Raw genomic sequence first — 17,757 nt, 5'->3', positions numbered from 1 at the left:
AGACTGCGCTCACCGATTTGGTGTGCACAGTCTTTTTTGCTATACATTGCAGCTTATTCTTCAATAACTCTATCCGTTAGCTGTGTTACATAGCTGTCTGACAAATGGAGCAGCTGTAAGGCACGCTCGAATTCGTCTTCTGTGGATTGCAGAGGTTGGTTGCCGTTACCAGATAAAGTATAATGCTGGCCATCCTCGAAGCCACTGCCGGATAAGAAGAGCTCTTCGTTATTTACGAAAGATCCTGTAGGCAAGTAATACCGTTGTGGTAGTAAGTTATAAGTTGATTGATTCAAGAGATCTTGTCCGAAATGAATATGATCTGCAAGAGAGACACCCAATAAATTAGATACGGTAGGTAAAATATCTACTTGCCCGCCTAGCTGTTCTTTTACACTAGGAGTTGTAATCCCTGTTGCTGACATGATCAACGGAATATTAATCAATTCACGTTCCGAATATTCATGGCCGAGAATCTCTTCCAGTAGGAGATGATCATCCTCTTTTAAAGAGAAGATAGGCAGTCCACGATGATCCCCGTACAATACGATCAAGCTGTTATCCCACACACCGTTTTGTTTGAGCTCATCGATAAAAAGTCCCAGCGCATAATCAGCATAATTCTGAGCCCGAATATAATCGCCAACAAGCGTTCCTTCGAATCGCTCTGGAAGTGTCATTTTGTATTTATCCTCTGGGATGGAGAACGGATTATGAGATGACATCGAAATTACATGGGAGTAGAAAGGTTGCTCATTCTGATCCATTCTTGCCAGCTCTGCAGCTGTTTTTTCATACAAAACTTCATCAGAAGCGCCATAGAATACAGTGTCTTCTTCCCCGAAGTAAGTTTTATCATAATAACGATTGAATCCCAAAGCACTATAAAGCTCACCACGGTTCCAAAAGTCGACTTCGTTCGTATGGAATGTTGCCGTATCGTAACCTTGTGCTTGCAACAGCTTGGGTAAGCTTGGTAGCTCTTTAGGAGCGTACATTTGGGTAGCTGGACCATCAGGGGGTACATAAAAAGAAGTGTTCACAATAAACTCTGCATCTGAAGTGTTGCCTTGTCCAACCTGCTGGTAGAAACGCGGGAAGTAGAAGCTGCTGGCGGCAAGCTTGTTCATATTTGGTGTGATTTCTTGTCCATCAATCTTTAGATTGATTAAGAAGTTCTGGAAAGACTCCATTTGCAGAATGATTAGATTTTTTCCTTTGGCGGCTCCAAATAAAACCGGATTAGAGCTAGCTTGAATTCCTTTAGTTTTATCAATAGTGGATTGCGTAATCTCAGAAACGTCAATTTGTTCTTCCTCTTGATCAGCTAGCAGAGAGTAGGCTTCATAATTAAGAATGCCCATTTGTTCCGCTTTAATCGTTTCGTTCATACTGGCACGGTTTGGAAAAATATTCATTGCACAAATGATGATGGAAATACAGAACAGGACTGCCACCGCTTTACGGTTACTTTTGCGCGACATGGCTTTTTTCCAATCCAGCGCTTTCTGTTTTCTAAACATCACCAAGCTGATGACAATGATATCCACAAAGATAAGCATATATTGAGGACGAAGGACCGAAAATATACTTTTCTTTACGGCTCCCACTTGTTTGACCTGATCTAATACTTGCGAAGTAGCAATGATGCCAAAATGATTATGATATACAATTAATGAGAAAAATAGAGTAGTAATCAATACATTGACAAGCATGTAAATTGCAATTTTTCGTTTCGTAGCGAACCATTCAATCAAGCAAAAGACTAGAAGTACAAAAGGGATTTCTTTAAGCCAAGTGGTCCAAGTAGGGCCATCTTCAAATAGAAAGTACCAGGCAAAATAGCTTTTTACAAGCATAATGAGAGAGAAGAATAGCAGAGATCTTTTACTAAGTGTACGAGGTTCTTTAAACGGCATTGCTTATGCCCATCCTTTTCTTTTTAGATTAGTTCATTCTATTACATTGAAGCGTTTAAAATCAACTAGATTTGGGTATGTCTGAGTGAAAATTTCCTGAATATTACAGTTTAGGTGGATTGAATAGTTCACGATATATAAAAATTTTTTATGAAGATGAACTTTTTACAGTGCTCCTGACTCATATAGGGGAGAGAGGTGAAGGCATGGATGTTGTTCGATTGGTGAAAAAAGCTAAAAAGGGAAATAAAGAAGTTTTGCTGCAATTAATCATGTATGAAAAGGATGTTTTTTATAGGCTTGCGTACAGCTATATGGGAAATGCGCATGATGCTATGGATGCCATGGAGGAAATGATAGTTACGTTATACGAGAAGATTGACCAACTTAAGAAAGAGGAGTCTTTTTACAGCTGGAGTAAGACGATTTTGGTAAACGGCTGTAAAAGGCAACTTCATAAGCGAAGCAAGCTGGTGTTATTAGAGGACTGGAGCATCACTGACGAGAAGGAAAAAGCCGATGTTACATCAGGCGATCCTTATCATAAAAGTGAACAGCAAATGGATATGCAGGCGTTATTGTTACATGTGAACGAGCAGCAAAGAGAAGCAATTCAATTGAAATATTTTCATGATCTCGATTATCAAACGATAGCTGAGATCACACAGGTCTCGATCGGAACTGTTAAATCAAGGATCTACAATGGATTACAAACGCTGAAAAATCATTACAGAGGTGATGTTGATGAACAATAACGTCGAACAACGATTAGTGGATGAGAAGAGGAACTTAGAGTCCATAACTGCACCTGAGGGTTTAGAAATGATATTAAGAAATGCTTTAGACTCGGCACCTCCAAAAAGAATAAAAAGAAAAAGCTCGCCCCTCTGGAAGATTGCAGCCGTCATTATATTAGTGATAGTAGTTTCTGGAAACAGCTATAATGCCTTCGCTTATTATGGAAAAAAGTTATTTGGTTTTGATGAGGTGTTAGAGGGAACTTTACAACAACTCAATGAACAAGGAATGGGACAAAGCATAGACAAAAAGACGACGTTAGCAGATGGAACAGAACTTACGATTAACGGAATTATGGCAGATGCCAATCAATTTATTGTGTATTACACGTTAAACAATCCTAAGGGACTAGAGGAGACGGGAGATCATTTTAGTCCTTCAAAAATAGAAGGGTTTCTCACGAATTCCAACATAAGAAGCGGCGTATCTTTAATCAACGACGAACATACAGAAATAAAAGGCACGATGACATTTGATAGCGTAAGCCCATTCTCGAAAAAACTAACACTTCATTACTGGGGACCTCCACAGAAAGGGCAGATGAGTGAAGGGAGCATAACGTTTTCTTATAATCCAAATCAAGCGATGGTGACTCAGATCAAACAGTCGATTAATAAAAAGGTCAAAGCCGACAAAGGATCAATTACCTTCAAGTCGATCACGGCCACACCCACCATGACTGTGATTAAAGGGAGTATGAATGTCGAGAATTTCGATCGAATAAGATTAGGGTTAGAAGGCATTCAATTAATTGCCAATGGAAAGCCTGTAGAAATATTAGGTAGTAGCAATAAAACCTCGTTGGGTGGGAGATCATTTGATATTCGTTATGACACCTTGCCAAAAGAATTACATTCATTGCAGCTGGTTGTTAAAGAGTTTGTTGGATATCAGAAGCTGGAAGAGAAGTATCCTCTAAATGCTGATAGTAATGAGCCGATTCTACTAGGGGATAAAGAATTATGGATTAAAGATGTGACCAAGACCGCTCAAGGGATTGAAATAACTATTGCTACAGATGAGGATGTAATGCTGGATGGTGTGTCTATAGAAAATGCTAACGAAAACACGGCTTTAAAAACAACAATTAATCAAAAAGAGTCAGAACAAACGAACGGTAAACTCATGAAGGAACGCACCTTATTATTTGATACACAAACGAAACCTGAAAGTATTCTGATAGAAGGAATACATTATATGAAGGAATATAACAAGGTGATTGAGATTCCTGTGGATTAAAAAGAAGTGCCATATCCATAATTTATGAAATATAGTAAGTTATAATAGTCTGAGAAAGTGAGGGGTTTATGGAAAATATAGGTGCTTATAAGGTGAGTCGTCCGTCGTTAATGTCGCTTCTGTTTTCTATGATTTTTTCAAGTGGCATACTATTGTTAAATACCAGAAATAATATGGAGTATAAAGTATTACTTTATTTTGGTTATATATGGTCGGCTTTCTGTCTGATTGTTGTAATCATATTGCTCTATAGGATCATTACGATTAGAAAGTTCATTGAGGTTCGGATTCATCCGGACGCTATAATAGTAGAAAACAAAGAAATTCAAGCGAATCAAATTGATAATATTTATGTAAAGGGCTATTTCATACCCGTAATAGGCATTAAACCTGTAGATCACAAATTTCCTCCCTATAAATTATGTTTTAGTTTTCTTGACGACGAATACAAAGGAATGAAAGAACTAACCGCATGGGCCGAAAGTAATCAGATTAAACTATCTAAAAAAAGATTTATGAGATGGCTTTAACCGGGCTCTGACCAGTCCACCATACCGCGCTATATGCGCACAGCGGAAAGGATGGGTGTCCTAAAAGCCGAAAATGGCTGCTGGGGCACCTCATTTTTTTGCTCCATCATCGTCCCCCAAACGTCGCTCGTTTTCTCCATCCGCGAATCCTGAAACTTCGTTTGCTTCCTCCATCATCAAGAACCCTCTACTTTTGTCACCTCCGCTATCCCCCAAAAAAAACTACACTTTCTTCGATCACATTTGCACACCCGGAAGCATCTATCGGACTCAGATGACCCTTAGACGCGTCATATCCCACTTTTGGAACCCTAACGGACCGCATAGTCGTTATTGGTCTAAAAAACACCCCGAAAGCAGCCTTTTCAGGGGAATAACTGCACTGGAGTCCGAAACCTTGCTCCAAAGCCGAAATCTTCGCAAATAACGTCATCTGGGTCCGAAAGTAACCGTCATCCATCATCAAACTCCCAAGCCACACTTTCTTCGATCACGTTTGCGCGCCCGGAAGCATCTATCGGACTCAGATGACCCTTAGACGCGTCATATCCCACTTTTGGAATTCTAACGGACCGCATAGTCGCTATTGGCCTGAAAAACACCCTAAAAGCAGCCTTTTCGAGGGAATAGCTGCACTGGGGTCCGAAACCTTGCTCCAAAGCCGAAATCTTCGCAAATAACGTCATCTGGGTCCGAAAGTAACCGTCATCCATCATCAAACTCCCAAGCCACACTTTCTTCGATCACGTTTGCGCGCCCGGAAGCATCTAACGGACTCAGATGACCCTTAGACGCGCCATATCCCACTTTTGGAACCCTAACGGACCGCATAGCCGTTATTGGCCTGAAAAACACCCCAAAAGAAGCCTTTTCGAGGGAATAACTGCACTGGGGTCCGAAACCTTGCTCCAAAGCCGAAATCTTCGCAAATAACGTCATCTGGGTCCGAAAAGTAACCGTCATCCATCATCAAACTCCCAAGCCACACTTTCTTCGACCACGTTTGCGCGCCCGGTAGCATCTAACGGACTCAGATGACCCTTAGACGCGTCATATCTCACTTTTGGAATCCTAACGGACCGCATAGCCGTTATTGGCCTGAAAAACACCTCAAAAGCAGCCTTTTTGAGGGAATAACTGCACTGGAGTCCGAAACCTTGCTCAAAAGCCGAAATGTTCGCAAATAACGTCATCTGGGTCCGAAAGTAACCGCCATCCATCATCAAACTCCCAAGTCACACTTTCTTCGATCACATTTGCACACCCGTAAGCATCTATCGGACTCAGATGACCCTTAGACGCGTCATATCCCACTTTTGGAATTCTAACGGACCGCATAGTCGCTATTGGCCTGAAAAACACCCCGAAAGCAGCCTTTTCAGGGGAATAACTGCACTGAAGTCCGAAACCTTGCTCCAAAGCCGAAATATTCGCAAATAACGTCATCTGGGTCCGAAAGTAGCCATCTTCCATCATCGAATTCCCAAGCCACACTTTCTTCGATCACGTTTGCGCGCCCGGAAGCATCTAACGGACTCAGATGACCCTTAGACGCGCCATATCTCACTTTTGGAATCCTAACGGACCGTATAGCCGTTATTAGCCTGAAAAACACCCCGAAAGCAGCCTTTTCGGGGGAATAACTGCACTGTGGTCCGAAACCTTGCTCCAAAGCCGAAAAATTCGCAAATAACGTCATCTGGGTCCGAAAATAACCATCTTCCATCATCGAATCCCCAAACCTCGCTCGCTTCCTTTTGGAGTTCTGACTGCCGTAGAGAGACTGATTACCCCAATACGCTAATAGGTAGAATGAATGGTAAATCCTTAGTTTTTTTTGTTGTAAATACAACAATTATGTTATACTATTTTCCTGTCACATCTGCATAACACCATATAATTAGAGCTCAAAATAAGAGTTTATTTGTAAATTGATATTTTAAAAGGAGAAAACAATATGGCTATCAATATAAAAAAGTGCACGGTCGAAGATCTAGGTTCACTTCAAGGAATTAGTGTTGAAACATTTAATGAGACATTTAGTAATCAAAATTCACCTGAAAATATGAAGGCCTACCTGGATAGAGCATTTAACTTAAAACAATTAGAAAAAGAATTGTCGGATAGCTCATCAGAATTCTATTTTATTTATTTTAATGAAGAAATCGCTGGGTATTTAAAGGTAAACACCGAGGATGCTCAATCTGAAGTAATGGGTAATGATTCACTTGAAGTCGAGAGGATCTATATTAGAAAAAAATTTCATAAACAGGGGCTTGGGAAATATCTAATAAATAAAGCTATAGAAATAGCGGTACAATGTAATAAAGAGAAGATTTGGTTAGGGGTTTGGGAAAAGAATAAGAACGCTATTAGCTTTTATGAAAAAATGAAGTTTGTTCATACAGGAACTCATTCTTTTTATATGGGTGAAGAAGAACAAATAGATTTTATTATGACAAAACAACTATAACATTTGTCTAAAATGATGTTAACTAAGAGGATCGATAGGAGGCTTAGAATGAAGCAACTTTATATAAAACAAAAGGTATTCAGTCTAAGTGGTAAATTCACGGTAAAGAATCAGCAGGAGCAAGATGTCTATTACGTAGAGGGCAGTTTTATGCAAATTCCCAAGACATTCTCCATCATGAATACAACAAGAGATGAAGTCGCACTTATTACGAAAAAAGTGTTCAGTTTTTTACCAAAGTTTTTTGTAGAAGTAGATGGTCGAGAGGTATTGACGATTAAGAAGGAGTTTTCTTTCTTTAAAGCACGTTATACGATTGATGCGGCTGACATTGAGGTACATGGTAACTGGTGGGACATGGATTTTCAGGTTTTACAGCGTGGTGTAGTCATCGGTAAAGTGAACAAAGAGTGGTTCACTTGGGGTGATAGCTATAAGGTTCAAATATTGAATGATGAGATGGAAACGCTCATGATTGCGTTCGTTGTCGCTATTGATTGTGTGAAGGCTGACCAGGCATCTACATCACATCAGTGAAGATTCAATATTAAAGTTAATAACTTAGCAAGGTGATGTGGACGGAATAAATTCAGCAGGTAAAGCTGAGTGTAATTGGTCAGTTTATCTATGATGCGCTGAACGTACCATAAGTAGGCAAGTTAGGTTTCTGATAGTGCCTATGTTAGATCTTATTGTTGATTTTCATTTTTTGAAAAAACGCCTATTGCGCCCAAACGCTCTCTTCGCGAATGCATATGATGATTATGCCTACTCATTGAAAGGAGCGATCACATATGGGATTTTTTCCAACACCGGGAGCCGGCGGGGGATTTCCAGGATTCCCAGGCGGACCTGGCGTGCCGGGAGGACCAGGAGGACCAGGAGGACCTGGAGGACCAGGGGGACCAGGGTTTCCGGGTGGAACCCCCGGACAATTTCCGGGGGGTGCACCGGGAGGCGTTCAAGCGCCGACGGCTCCTCCACCGCAATTCGTGCCACAAATGTCGTCTACCACATTTGCCATTGATCCCGGCGGGATCAGACGCTGCCTGTTCCGCAACACATACATTTGGCTGAACAACGGCGAGCAATTCTGGTTCTTTCCGGTATTCGTCGGACGTAATTCTATTGCAGGGTTCAGATGGAATGGTTTTTTCTGGTCGTACTTCGGCATTGATTTGAATCGGATTAGCTCGTTCACGTGCTTCTAAGGTAGACAGCGATAGAGAACAGCCAGCAGGCTGTTCTCTATGTTGTGCAAATTATCGTGTCCCCGGAGTTGTGAATTACGCAAAAGATACATAGTGAAGAATCGTTTCCCCTGACGCTAACGTTAATGCTGGAAAAAAAAGGACTACTCTGCGAAGGATAGCCTTAAAGCTTGCCGTTACAGACAGCGCGTTGAGCCATCTCATAAATCACGGTAATGCGGAGGGATGGGCACGTTGGTGATCCATTGTGTTATGAATTCAATTAGTTTTTTTGCCGCTGGAGAGGCATTTTTAATGGAGGCGGCTGCAATACCAATAGAACGATAATACTCGCCTTCCAATGGGCGATAACATACATTGTCGGGGAGATGTGACAAAATCATTTCTGGGAGAATACTTAACCCTAAACCATTTTGTACCATGGCTATTATGGCATGATCATCTTCTAATTCATATTTGATCGTGGGTGTGAGTTTATTTTGCGAGAAAATTCGCTTTACATCGGTGTCACAACCCGCAATGGGCATGATAAAAGGTTCATCAATCAATTGCTCAAGGCGGATGGTTGATTGGCGCTCGAGAGGATGATTCTGCCACATAATGCAGACCATCCTATCTTTTTGAAGAGGGACCACATGAAAAGCATCTCGAGTAGGCAGATTAACAAATCCCAAGTCAGCGGTTCCATCGGCAATCCATTCTTCTATTTCAGAGTAGTTACCATCAAGTAGTTTTATTTCAATATGTGGAAACTGATTTTGAAATTGTTTAATGATTTGGGGCATCCATTGGATCGATACACTAGAGAAAGCACCTATTTTCACAGTGCCGATTTCGACACCCTTTAATGCAGCTACTTCTTGATTGAGTTTTTCATTAAGTTGGAGGATTTCTCTGATATGTGGGATTAAACGTTCGCCATCGTTGGTTAACCGGATACCCGATCTGTTTCTTATGAGAAGACACAGTCCGAATTCAGCTTCTAAGCTAGAAAGCGCATGACTGATGGCTGATTGTGTTAAATTTAATATCTCTCCTGTTTTGGTAATGCTGCCGATCTCAACTACCTTACTGAAAATTTGATATTTTAAAAGATTCATAATGATTTCTCTCCTCAATAATGTATGAAAAAAATTCATTAAACTAACAATTAATATTCATTATTTTTATCTTAATTATAATAGTATAATCTGTTTTATATAAAAACATCTACGATTAAAGGGGAGTTTGAGCGGAATGGTTCATGAATCAAACGGATCTTATTATGCAGTCATATTTTCAAGTCAACGTACGGAGGGGGATAACGGGTATAACCTTATGGCTGAAAAAATGGAGCAGCTTGCGTCCGGGCAACCTGGGTTTTTAGGAGTGGAAAGTGTCAGGGATTCTTCAGGAGCAGGTATTACGATTTCTTATTGGGAGAGCTTGGACGCGATTAGGAACTGGAAACAGCATCAATCTCACAAAGTTGCTCAGGAGAAAGGTAAGAAAGAATGGTACCAAAATTACAAAGTAAAAATTTGTAAAGTTGAAAGAGAGTATTCTTGAGTGGTAACATATTACTGCAAAGTCATTGGGAATCAATCCATTGAAGCGTACAACAACAATCATTTTATTTCTCAAAAGGATGCAAAGAAACTTATTCGAGAAAATAGAAGAGTCCGTTACTAATTAGATAAAATATAGATATGGGATGATTTTTAGATGAACTATCAAATTAAAAGGGCGACCCTTGAAGAAAAAGAAATCCTCAACAACCTAATGCAATTTTATATGTATGATTTCTCCGAGTATATGGATTTGCACCTTGAAGAAAACGGAAAATTTAATGATTATCCTCTCAACGATTACTGGACAGAAGAATCGAATTTCCCATATCTGTTAACTCTGAATGGGAAAAATGCTGGATTCGTTTTAGTCAAAATAAAAAATAGAGATGATGATTTATACTTTTCCATTGCAGAGTTTTTTATTATAAAAAAGTATCGGAGAGTAGGATTAGGTAGACTAGTTGCAAAAGATATTTTTAATATACATAAGGGGCAATGGGAAGTTTACCAAATAGATAATAACGAGCCCGCACAACGCTTTTGGAAAAAGGTGATAGAGGAATACACTGGCGGAAAATTCACTGAACGAATTGAAGCAGGGAGAAAGACACAGGTGTTTGTTAATCGAGTTGAATCTTAAGCTAGGGTACAATAGATCAATAAAAAGCGGCAGTCGTGGACTTTATTTTCTAGTCCAGGGTTGCCGTTGTTTTTTTAGGATCTCCAGAAGTGATGTTATAGGCCAGTTGTCCGGGTATTTTTGAGTAGTACAAAATCACTTCTGATGTTAAAATTACCCAAAAAGTATTTTAGGAGGCTAAGACGGGAATTATGCTAAATATACAGCAGATTGTAGAACTTATTCCTCATCGGTATCCGTTTATTTTAGTGGACAGAATTATAGAGCTGGAGGAGAACAAAAGAGCAGTAGGTATTAAAAATGTATCCATTAATGAACCGTTTTTTAGCGGCCATTTTCCTGAGCATCCTGTTATGCCGGGTGTTTTAATTGTGGAGGCATTAGCCCAGGTAGGCGGAATCACAATGTGCAAAAACGAGAAGCTGATGGGCAAGATAGGGTTATTAGTTGGCATTGATAATGCCCGTTTTAAGCGCCAAGTAACGCCTGGGGATCAGCTTCTTCTCGAATTCGAAGTCAATCGGATGAAAGGTGAAATTGTAAAAGGCAAAGGCACCGCAACAGTAAATAGTGAGCTTGTATGTGAAGCTGAGATTTCTTTTGCATTTGTGCAAAAAGGAGGTTCAAAATGAAAAGGATGCCGTTTGTACGACCAACCGAACATTACGATCTGCAAATTAAGGATATTGACGAGCAAATATGTGCATTGATTAAGCAACGAAAGGAAATCTCGAATAATAATCCAGGATTCCCACCGTTTGAATCTATCTCTAAATGGGCAGAAAATTATGAGCTCTATGAGGATTTTTTGAAAGCGGTATTTGGGACGTTGCTAAGTGAAGATCATTTTAAACCGATGGTTGAGCCAATTGATTTTAGAAAACATATTGCAGTTCTTAAATCAATTGAGAAAGATGGATTTTTTTATACACTGACCTCTATACGCCAATATAGTAATGCTAGTGTGGTCACCCTTAATATAGATTGGGACATGACAACTGAGCTTCCAACAAATTCTCATAACCATAGCTTTTTCGAGCTGTTTATAGGAGAAGAATATGATAGTCGAATGATGAATGGCGGAAGTTCAACCGGACAAGCTTCTTATAATTACGTAATTTCTCCACCGCTTTCTGACGATCCTTCAGGTGTTATATTAGAGTTCAGGGAACATGGTAAACCCTTCAAGAACAATGAGACAGGAAATCAAATTGTTTTTAGGCTGTAGTACTTATTTCTTCTCCTCCGGAAAATATTGCTTATAGCTGTCTCCATTGCTATTATCAAAAGTGGAGATCCGAGCGAAGTTAAATTAGGCGCCGCTCCATATCACAGTTAACGGATTTTTAGTGAAATAAAAACCGGCCATCCTGAGGGGATGGCTGTTTTCTGTGTAAGACAACTTAATGATTCATTTCCGAATGCGTTCCTTCCTCAGGAGATTTGCCTTCTGGTGGGATCCAAACGATTTGATGAATATTATTGTCTGCTACTAAATAGGTATAAGCCCAGCCCGCTTCATTTTTAAATCTAACCGTTAAATGATAAGGATTATATTGTCTACCTTCTGGCCGGCTAATCTCCCACTCTTGATAAGGGTATTTTTTCTCCAGATATTGATTAAGTTGTTCTGTTTTTTTAGAAACTTGAAACTCAATCCAAACGGGACGAATCGCAAAGGATAAAAGCAAAAGTAATGTTAATATAGAGGCTACGATTAAACCGAGTTTTCTAATCCTCGTAGGTGAAACTAATACTATAACAAAAATGACAAGGACAAACCCAACCGACGTTACAATTTCGATTACGGTTATGGGATGCAATGAAATCCTCTCCTTCTCTCAGATACAGAAAGGTGGCAGCTCTAGATTTATGAGCCCTTAAAAACTACGAAGGTACAGTTTACAATTTAGATATTCAGGAATACGAAAATTGATGACCCCACACAGACTTCACATGTCTGTATTTTTTTGCTAATTGTGGTTCTATAGTATGATTTTTTGGGATTATTTGAAAAATGGTTGAGAAATACATAGTGTATAGTCAATACTGTGACTTATAATGTTAGCTTAGGTAATGATCTAAAACTCTTAATATAACCTTGAATATATTCATTTACGCAGTAAAAGGCTGAAAGGAAGTCATCTCTTGTTTGAAACCCTACTTTTAAATTTTTTGTTTTTGCTTTTTCCAGTATTAACATTTCTAATATTCTTTGAGAATCGGGCCTATTCCTACAATAGATTGATTCTCGTTTTTATGTCTGCAGTGACCATGAGTCTCTGTATTGCAAAACCTATCAGACTTGAAATTGGCTATATTTTTGATTTGAGGTACATTCCGTTTATTATTGTGGCACTGTTTGGAGGATATAGGAACGTTCTTCCTCTATATATTATTTTGAATGCTTACAGATTCTATGTGGGTGGAGGTGGAGTATTTTATTCGTTTCTATTTGCGACAGCGATTCTGATTTTGGTGCCGTTATATAAAAATAGATTTTTAAAATTACCATCGAAGGGCCGTGTGATTGCGGCAAGTCTGATTGCTTTGCTAATTATGGGGGTTTATCTGTTAATTTTAGGTTTTGTTCAGGATTCTTTAGACAGGCAATTTTGGATTCTTTCATTAAATGCGTTGACAACTCATGTTGGGGTGATGAGTGTCATTATGATTTTGATTGAGAAAATTATCTCCAATATTAAAAATCGGGAACGGATTGTCCAATCGGAAAGATTAAATGTCGTCAGCGAGCTAGCGGCAAGTGTATCCCATGAAATCAGAAATCCACTTACAGTGACTAGTGGTTTTTTGCAGCTATTAAATAAATCTAAAACGATGACGCCAGAGGAAAAGGGCTTTGTAGAGTTATCTCTACAAGAGCTACAGCGAGCAGAAAAAATTGTAAGTGATTATCTCTCCTTTGCCAAGCCACAATCTGAAAACATGGTTTACTCCAATATGAAGGCAGAATCAGAATATACTAAAAATATCATAATGCCTTATGCCACTATGCACAAAGTAGATGTCCAATTTAGTTTTAATAATTCGTTAAATAAAAACTATGACCGAAACCAGATTCAGCAGTGTCTAATTAATTTATATAAAAACGGTATAGAAGCGATGAAGGAAACCGATGGCGGTACGCTATTTATCGATATATTTGAAAAAAAACAAAATATTATGATCAGTATCAAAGATAACGGAGTCGGCATGACTAAAGATGAAATATCGCGACTCGGTAAGCCGTATTATTCCACTAAAGCAGAAGGAACGGGGCTGGGTATGCTTATGGTCTACAGTACCGTCGATAAAGTGAAAGGAACTATTGAAGTCGATAGTGAAAAAGGCAAAGGGACAACGTTCCTTATAAATATCCCAACATAGGCAAGTTGCAGAGAGTATCCTTTGCTGTTTATACCCCACTAGGAGTGTGTAATACCTCTCATGAATGGATTTCGTGTAAAAAGGGTAACGAGCCTGTGCGAGTCCCATCTGGAGGTGCAGCAATGGAGATATTTGTATCTATAGGCGTCAAATTGGTCATCAGCTTTTTTGGTTTGTGGATCATTACCTTTATTACCGGCCGCAAGACGCTTAGTCAATTGACACCACTCGATTTTCTGTCTTCATTGATTTTAAGTGAAATTGTCGGCAATACGATATATGATGATGAGGTGAAGATCTGGCATCTGCTGTTTGCTCTTTTTATTTGGACCGCATTATCTTATCTGTTCGAAAAGGTGACCACCTATTTTGTGAAATTCGGGAACATGGCGGAAGGCCGGACAGTGCTGCTAATTGACGATGGCAAAGTGAATCAGGATTTGTTGGAGAAATACGATATTGAGTATACCCAACTGCTGTTCATGCTGAGGCAACAAAATATCTTTTCCCTAAGTGAAGTACGGTATGCTCTGCTTGAAACGAACGGCTCTCTATCGGTTATGCGCAAGTCTGAAGCTGAGCAGTCTTCTGCTTTTTCCATAACAGTTATTGATAAAGGCAGGGTACTGGAAGAGTCCATGCGGGGCAGATCGATGAACAAGGAGCAGATTCAGGAACGCGTCAGAGAGCAGGGTTATAATTGCATTGAGGATATTGCCTATGCTGAATATAAAGAAGACGGAACGCTCTATATCCTTCCCAAAAACAAACCATAAATCAACATGATGAGACGCTGGAGCCGGGAGGCTCAAGTGTCTTTATTTGAAATCAGGAGTGCCTAGTGAATAATAAATTTTAATGGAGGTAAGGATGATTAGTTTAGGATTATGGATCTTAACCGCTCTAATTGTGCTAGTTGTTGTAATGTTTCACGCAGGAGCATTATTAGATTTTATCCGGCCTAGTGTGCTACAAACTCAAATTTTTGGTCTTCACATTACATTGTTTGGAGTAGTTGTGATATTGGCCTATGAGGTCGTCGCGGGATAGGCGTTTTTATTGGATTAATTGGACTGTTTACGGGGATCTTGGGCTCTTTTAGAGATTTCTCTAAACCGGAGGATAAAAAGAATATCTGACAGCTTATATATTTACTAACTTTCGGAGGGGTATAACTTTATGGAGATTTCTTTATGTAAAGCAGACGCGAGCGACGCAGAGTTTATTCATGAAATGCAAGTAAAAGCCTTTATGCCATTGCTGGAGAAATATAAAGATTATGAAACCAGCCCAGCCAATGAATCTGTGGAACAAATCAGGGATCGAATTAATCAGTCTTTTGCAGATTATTATATGATTAAGTATTTTGATATTGCTGTGGGCGGTGTCCGTATCGTTAAAAAGGATAATAAAGCTTATCGGGTCAGCATCATCTTTATATTGCCAGAACATCATGGGAAGGGGATTGCCCAGCAGGTTTTTGCAATGATTGAACAGAGATATAAAGATGCAAAGAAATGGGAGCTGGATAGTATTATACAGGAGCAAAGGAATTGCTATTTATATGAAAAGTTAGGGTATAGAAGCACGGGGGAAACCAAAAAAATAAATGACAACTTAACATTAGTTTTTTATGAAAAACATATGAGTTAAAGCCTTAGGGTTATACTTAAAAAAAAGACAGCGGGCAGTTCATGTCCACTGTCTTTTTCACATACAAATCAATACACTCGAATACGCTTCACAAATAACGATATAATCAATCCAATACCTGCAATTGCTGCGATAAATAAGTAAGCATGTGTAATTCCAGCGGTTAATATTTCAGGCTGTGCAGCGGTTGGATGTGTGTTTGCGAATCGTGTTTGTCCGCTAGACATTAGCGTAACAGCGAACGTTGTACCAAGAGCACCTGCAATTTGCTGAAGTGTACTCATAACAGCAGCCCCATCCGGATAGTATTTCACGGGTAATTGATTTAACCCATTGGTTTGAGCGGGCATAATGACCATAGCTAATCCGATAAACATTGCGCAGTGTATTAAAATAAAGGTTAGGCTACTGGTTTCAGTAGAGTTTCTTGTAAATAGAAAACCAGCAATGGTTGCGATAAAAAATCCAAGCGGCAGCAATAATTTCGGACCGTATTTATCGAATACTCTACCCGTAACTGGAGCCATAGCCCCGTTAATAACACTGCCTGGAAGAAGTAGAGTACCAGCCATTGTGGCCGATAACAATAAACCTCCTTTTAAATATAAAGGTAATAAAATTGCAGAAGATAAAATGATCATCATTCCTAAAAAGAGCATTATAAGACCTATCGTAAACATGGGATATTTAAATACCCGTAAATTCAGCATTGGGGTTTCCAATTTAAATTGCCGTAATACAAACAAGATTAAGCTGATGAAACCAACAATAAGAGGCAGCAAAACAATGATTTCACTCAAAGAATGATCAGCAAAGTTACTAAAACCAAAGACGATTCCACCAAATCCAAAAGTAGAAAGCAAGATGGATAAAATATCTATTTTAGGTTTTGTGATGTTGGCTACATTTTTAATGAATGTTAATCCGAAACCTGATGTAAATAACAATAAAGGTAAGCTTATCCAAAAGATATACTCCCACCCAAAATGATCTACAATTAAACCAGATAGAGTAGGCCCAAGTGCCGGTGCACACATAATAACGAGCCCCATCATTCCCATGACAGTTCCGCGTTTATGTGCAGGAAAAATAATAAGAATAATATTGGTCATTAATGGAAGCAATAAGCCTGTCCCTAAGGCTTGCACTAATCGTGCAATTAATAATGAGGTGAAATTAGGCGAGAGGGCAGCAATTAATGTACCGACGATAGATAATAGCAAGGAAGCTGTGAATAATTGTCTAGTGGTAAACCATTGCATTAATAGGGCGGATATTGGAACGAGGATACCTAATACAAGTAAATATCCTGTGGTTAGCCACTGAACCGTTGAGGCGTTGATTGAAAATTCATCCATTAAATTTGTAAAAGCCATGTTTAAGGCGGTTTCACTAAATAGCCCGACGAATGCACCTAACATAAGCGAGAAGGCCATGAGGGCTGGACGTTTAACTTGAACAGTTGATGATGATTCCATAATAATGATGAACCTCTTTTCAGAATTTTGATTCGTATTATTTTTGCATGATAGATGATATATCAACTATATGGGGGAGAGAAATGCTTTAAGCACTTCTTACATTATTCAGCACATGTGTTAGCAAAGTCTTTAACGTTGAGTAATCTGAAGCAGATAATCCTGACTCGATAATTTCGTTTAAATTGACCGTCACCTCATTTATAGTATTCTCTAATTTCCGTCCTTCTTCTGTTACATATACATTTACCGCTCGGCGATCTTGCGCACTTGTTACTTTGTGTATGTAACCTTTGCTCTCTAAGCTGGCGATCATTCGGGCAACACTGGCTTTGTCCTTACCAAGATTAGCAGCAATCTCGTTCTGAGATAGACCTTCTTTCTCAAGCATCAGAGCCATAAGTAGATGCTGTTCAGGTGCAAGTCGAAAAGGAGCAAGTAACTTTGTTAAATAATTTGCTATTTCTAAATGCAAATCTCGAATGACCAAACCTAAAGGTTCTCTTGAATCCATATGATCTCTCCTAATTGAAGAATAGATGATATATCAACGTTATTGATTTGTCTATATTAGCATAAAGTTATGTATGCTTGTCAAGTTAAAGAAAATGAATTGAATCATAGACTTAGATACAAGCGGCAAAGTTGTTTAATGCCCAATCACTTGATGATACATAGTCATATGCTGTTGTGAAATTTGAAAAAATTAATTAGGGAGGGATTTAAATGGGGTATAACTGTGTTGGGGGCGTTCAAGAACAAAAAAAGGCTCCAGTTTGTATTAATCCTTGGACATCAACGGGTACGATTCTTGTGCTTTACATTCTTCTCGTCATTATCCTTAAAACTTGTTGGATCTAGAATTCATGTAAATTGATG

The 17,757-nt window shown here is 39.1% G+C and carries 23 protein-coding genes; 15 read left to right on the top strand and 8 right to left on the bottom strand.

The features are described from left to right. Positions 1–53: 53 nt before the first annotated feature. On the bottom strand, positions 54–1,919 hold the full coding sequence (locus NST58_RS21160; protein ID WP_339244131.1) for an LTA synthase family protein: 1,866 nt from the start codon (positions 1,917–1,919) through the stop codon (positions 54–56). A 206-nt stretch (positions 1,920–2,125) separates the two neighbouring features. On the opposite strand from NST58_RS21160, the gene NST58_RS21155 reads away from it, so the two are divergent. The 3 genes from NST58_RS21155 (at position 2,126) to NST58_RS21145 (ending at position 4,486) form a co-directional block, all read left to right on the top strand. Beyond that, entirely contained in the window at positions 2,126–2,674 is a 549-nt protein-coding gene (locus NST58_RS21155; protein ID WP_076278725.1) for a sigma-70 family RNA polymerase sigma factor, read from the top strand. Next, positions 2,664–3,956: a DUF4179 domain-containing protein gene (locus tag NST58_RS21150; protein WP_339244129.1), complete on the top strand. Its 1,293-nt coding sequence runs from the start codon at positions 2,664–2,666 to the stop codon at positions 3,954–3,956. The genes NST58_RS21155 and NST58_RS21150 overlap by 11 nt, the downstream gene beginning before the upstream one ends. Before the next feature lie 68 nt (positions 3,957–4,024). Further along, positions 4,025–4,486: a hypothetical protein gene (locus NST58_RS21145; RefSeq protein ID WP_339244127.1), complete on the top strand. Its 462-nt coding sequence runs from the start codon at positions 4,025–4,027 to the stop codon at positions 4,484–4,486. Positions 4,487–4,938: 452 nt separating this feature from the next. Here the strand turns inward: NST58_RS21145 and NST58_RS21140 are convergent, their stop codons facing one another. The 3 genes from NST58_RS21140 to NST58_RS21130 all read right to left on the bottom strand — a co-directional run bounded on the left by NST58_RS21140 (position 4,939) and on the right by NST58_RS21130 (position 5,962). Continuing rightward, positions 4,939–5,199 carry a hypothetical protein gene (locus tag NST58_RS21140; RefSeq protein WP_339244125.1) on the bottom strand — a complete coding sequence of 87 codons (261 nt, stop codon included), beginning with the start codon at positions 5,197–5,199 and terminating at the stop codon, positions 4,939–4,941. Then, positions 5,192–5,449: a hypothetical protein gene (locus NST58_RS21135; protein WP_339244123.1), complete on the bottom strand. Its 258-nt coding sequence runs from the start codon at positions 5,447–5,449 to the stop codon at positions 5,192–5,194. Before NST58_RS21135 ends, NST58_RS21140 begins: the two co-directional genes overlap by 8 nt. Before the next feature lie 198 nt (positions 5,450–5,647). Continuing rightward, the gene (locus tag NST58_RS21130; RefSeq protein WP_339244120.1) at positions 5,648–5,962 is read right to left on the bottom strand and encodes a hypothetical protein; all 315 of its coding nucleotides are present in this window, start codon (positions 5,960–5,962) and stop codon (positions 5,648–5,650) included. Between the two features lie 481 nt (positions 5,963–6,443). Here NST58_RS21130 and NST58_RS21125 point away from each other — a divergent pair, with 481 nt between their 5' ends. The 3 genes from NST58_RS21125 (at position 6,444) to NST58_RS21115 (ending at position 8,170) form a co-directional block, all read left to right on the top strand. Further along, positions 6,444–6,959 carry a GNAT family N-acetyltransferase gene (locus tag NST58_RS21125; RefSeq protein WP_076127348.1) on the top strand — a complete coding sequence of 172 codons (516 nt, stop codon included), beginning with the start codon at positions 6,444–6,446 and terminating at the stop codon, positions 6,957–6,959. Between the two features lie 48 nt (positions 6,960–7,007). After that, complete coding sequence (locus NST58_RS21120) at positions 7,008–7,496, top strand: LURP-one-related family protein (RefSeq protein ID WP_076127346.1); 489 nt, start codon at positions 7,008–7,010, stop codon at positions 7,494–7,496. Positions 7,497–7,753: 257 nt separating this feature from the next. After that, a complete protein-coding gene (locus NST58_RS21115; RefSeq protein WP_076127345.1) occupies positions 7,754–8,170 on the top strand; it encodes a transporter in 417 nt (138 codons plus the stop codon). Between the two features lie 200 nt (positions 8,171–8,370). Here the strand turns inward: NST58_RS21115 and NST58_RS21110 are convergent, their stop codons facing one another. Beyond that, on the bottom strand, positions 8,371–9,270 hold the full coding sequence (locus NST58_RS21110) for a LysR substrate-binding domain-containing protein (protein WP_076127343.1): 900 nt from the start codon (positions 9,268–9,270) through the stop codon (positions 8,371–8,373). 136 nt (positions 9,271–9,406) lie between these two features. Between NST58_RS21110 and NST58_RS21105 the strand changes: the two genes are divergently transcribed. The 4 genes from NST58_RS21105 (at position 9,407) to NST58_RS21090 (ending at position 11,588) form a co-directional block, all read left to right on the top strand. Beyond that, positions 9,407–9,718: an antibiotic biosynthesis monooxygenase gene (locus NST58_RS21105; RefSeq protein ID WP_076127341.1), complete on the top strand. Its 312-nt coding sequence runs from the start codon at positions 9,407–9,409 to the stop codon at positions 9,716–9,718. Between the two features lie 156 nt (positions 9,719–9,874). Next, positions 9,875–10,360 (top strand): GNAT family N-acetyltransferase, encoded by a 486-nt coding sequence (locus NST58_RS21100; protein ID WP_076127339.1) that lies wholly within the window; start codon positions 9,875–9,877, stop codon positions 10,358–10,360. Between the two features lie 191 nt (positions 10,361–10,551). Next, a complete protein-coding gene (fabZ, locus tag NST58_RS21095; protein WP_076127337.1) occupies positions 10,552–10,992 on the top strand; it encodes a 3-hydroxyacyl-ACP dehydratase FabZ in 441 nt (146 codons plus the stop codon). Beyond that, positions 10,989–11,588: a chorismate mutase gene (locus NST58_RS21090; RefSeq protein ID WP_076278720.1), complete on the top strand. Its 600-nt coding sequence runs from the start codon at positions 10,989–10,991 to the stop codon at positions 11,586–11,588. Before fabZ ends, NST58_RS21090 begins: the two co-directional genes overlap by 4 nt. A gap of 175 nt (positions 11,589–11,763) precedes the next feature. On the opposite strand, the gene NST58_RS21085 is transcribed toward NST58_RS21090, so the two are convergent. After that, entirely contained in the window at positions 11,764–12,183 is a 420-nt protein-coding gene (locus tag NST58_RS21085) for a hypothetical protein (RefSeq protein WP_076127333.1), read from the bottom strand. Between the two features lie 325 nt (positions 12,184–12,508). On the opposite strand from NST58_RS21085, the gene NST58_RS21080 reads away from it, so the two are divergent. The 4 genes from NST58_RS21080 (at position 12,509) to NST58_RS21065 (ending at position 15,400) form a co-directional block, all read left to right on the top strand. Beyond that, the gene (locus NST58_RS21080) at positions 12,509–13,747 is read left to right on the top strand and encodes an ATP-binding protein (RefSeq protein ID WP_339168621.1); all 1,239 of its coding nucleotides are present in this window, start codon (positions 12,509–12,511) and stop codon (positions 13,745–13,747) included. Between the two features lie 122 nt (positions 13,748–13,869). Next, the gene (locus tag NST58_RS21075; protein ID WP_339168619.1) at positions 13,870–14,523 is read left to right on the top strand and encodes a DUF421 domain-containing protein; all 654 of its coding nucleotides are present in this window, start codon (positions 13,870–13,872) and stop codon (positions 14,521–14,523) included. Between the two features lie 94 nt (positions 14,524–14,617). Further along, positions 14,618–14,797, top strand: a complete 180-nt coding sequence (locus NST58_RS21070; protein WP_339168617.1) for a hypothetical protein — start codon at positions 14,618–14,620, stop codon at positions 14,795–14,797. A 129-nt stretch (positions 14,798–14,926) separates the two neighbouring features. Further along, positions 14,927–15,400, top strand: a complete 474-nt coding sequence (locus tag NST58_RS21065; protein ID WP_339244114.1) for a GNAT family N-acetyltransferase — start codon at positions 14,927–14,929, stop codon at positions 15,398–15,400. A 68-nt stretch (positions 15,401–15,468) separates the two neighbouring features. On the opposite strand, the gene NST58_RS21060 is transcribed toward NST58_RS21065, so the two are convergent. Together NST58_RS21060 and NST58_RS21055 are read right to left on the bottom strand one after the other, a co-directional pair. After that, complete coding sequence (locus tag NST58_RS21060) at positions 15,469–16,878, bottom strand: MDR family MFS transporter (RefSeq protein WP_339168612.1); 1,410 nt, start codon at positions 16,876–16,878, stop codon at positions 15,469–15,471. 88 nt (positions 16,879–16,966) lie between these two features. Next, positions 16,967–17,392: a MarR family transcriptional regulator gene (locus NST58_RS21055; protein ID WP_076183004.1), complete on the bottom strand. Its 426-nt coding sequence runs from the start codon at positions 17,390–17,392 to the stop codon at positions 16,967–16,969. A gap of 266 nt (positions 17,393–17,658) precedes the next feature. Between NST58_RS21055 and NST58_RS21050 the strand changes: the two genes are divergently transcribed. Continuing rightward, entirely contained in the window at positions 17,659–17,739 is an 81-nt protein-coding gene (locus tag NST58_RS21050) for a YjcZ family sporulation protein (RefSeq protein WP_232061537.1), read from the top strand. Positions 17,740–17,757: the final 18 nt, after the last annotated feature.

The sequence above is a fragment of the Paenibacillus sp. FSL R10-2796 genome, assembly GCF_037965315.1.
Classification (GTDB): domain Bacteria; phylum Bacillota; class Bacilli; order Paenibacillales; family Paenibacillaceae; genus Paenibacillus_AQ; species Paenibacillus_AQ odorifer.
This window is presented reverse-complemented; position numbering and strand designations above follow the sequence as displayed.